This window comes from Paenibacillus maysiensis, from assembly GCF_000520815.1.
Classification (GTDB): Bacteria; Bacillota; Bacilli; order Paenibacillales; family Paenibacillaceae; genus Paenibacillus; species Paenibacillus maysiensis.
This window is the reverse complement of sequence record NZ_ASRY01000253.1, coordinates 1-1,611: the sequence shown is the minus strand read 5'-3', so window position 1 is coordinate 1,611 and position 1,611 is coordinate 1. Positions and strand designations below refer to the sequence as shown.

Annotated in this window: 1 protein-coding gene; it reads left to right on the top strand. The window is 42.8% G+C overall.

The features are described 5' to 3' along the window. Positions 1-263: 263 nt before the first annotated feature. Complete coding sequence (locus L696_RS0117620) at positions 264-1,487, top strand: IS110 family RNA-guided transposase (RefSeq protein ID WP_025684813.1); 1,224 nt, start codon at positions 264-266, stop codon at positions 1,485-1,487. Positions 1,488-1,611: the final 124 nt, after the last annotated feature.

The window sequence follows — 1,611 nt, the reverse complement described above, 5'->3', positions numbered from 1 at the left end:
CCCGTTAGCCAATCATGTAGCGCAAAATCAGCGCTGCACCACAGAGAATGAAAATTTTTGCTTGGCATTTTATACTGGAAGTACGGCTGGGAGAGGAAGGTCGATGAACTATGGTGCGATTAGAGCCCATCCGTTAGTCTGACTCCAACGACCACGGTGCACCACTGAATGTTGCTCCCACTGGGAAGCACTCATAGTAGATTAATCCTATTCTGGTTGTTGCACCAGTCTCCAATCATGATGCCGTAGGAAGGTTGAATGGCATGGATGTAATTATTGAACGGGCGTGCGGTATGGATGTCCATAAAGACAATATTACTGCATGCATCATGACACCTGAAGGAAAGGAGATTCAAACATTTTCAACTAAAACTGTATTTCTTCTTAAGTTAGTGGACTGGATTAAGGAGCACAGCTGTACTCATGTCGCCATGGAAAGCACAAGTGTTTATTGGAAACCTATTGTAAATTTAATTGAGGCTGAAGAGATCGAATTTCTGGTTGTTAATGCCCAGCATATGAAAGCTGTGCCTGGACGCAAAACCGATGTTAAAGATGCAGAATGGATTTGCCAACTCCTTCGCCACGGACTGATTAAAGCCAGTTTCATTCCAGACCGTAATCAACGTGAGTTAAGAGAGCTTGTTCGTTATCGCCGGAGTATCATCGAAGAACGTGCCAGACAGCATAATCGAATCCAAAAAGTATTAGAGGGAGCTAATATTAAGCTTGGTTCCGTTGTCTCAGATATTATGGGAGTTTCCTCTAAAAAAATGCTTTATGCGATTGCTGAAGGTATAGATGATCCTGGGCAACTGGCCAACATGGCCCTTCGAACACTAAAACGAAAAAAAGATGAACTCGAACTTGCCCTCCAAGGATACGTAAGTCCCCACCAACGCCTAATGATAAAAACCATTCTAACTCACATCGACTTTCTAACTCAACAAATTGATATGCTGGATCAAGAAGTTGCACGGCGAGTAAATCCTTACCAAGAAGATATCGAACGATTAGACTCAATTCCAGGCATATCAATACGAATGGCCGAACAAATCCTGGCTGAAATCGGTACAGATATTAAAAACCAGTTTCCAAGCGCAGCTCATATGTGTTCCTGGGCAGGACTTGTTCCTGGCCATAACGAAAGTGCGGGCAAAAGGAAATCGGCTAAAACCAAAAAGGGCAATAAATATTTGAGATCAGGCTTAACCGAAGCTGCTCATTCCGTAAAAGGATCTAAGAATTACCTTGGCGCACTGTATAGGCGTACAGCAGCGCGAAAAGGAAGGAAACGAGCAGGAATTGTAGTCGCTCATGCCATGTTGAGAATCTCCTATTACCTTCTAACTCGTAAAGAAATGTATGTTGATCTAGGGGAAGACTACTTCAATAAGCAAAGGGAACAGTCCATTGTGCGACATGCTTTACGCAGACTTGAAGGGCTAGGCTACTCCATTACCATCACTAAACCAGAAGGCTCTTGATCTATATAAGCTACAATAAAAAGCTATTCAGGCGCTCTCCCCTTTTAAAAAAAACGAACGAGCTGCGTCTTCTTTAATGCTGCCTTTTTCCACACTTTGGTGCAATAAATTTTCATAGTAGTTG

Excerpts from the sequence above, each read along its gene's own strand:
- L696_RS0117620 (WP_025684813.1), top strand. The coding sequence starts at position 264 with ATGGATGTAATTATTGAACGGGCGTGCGGTATGGATGTCCATAAAGAC.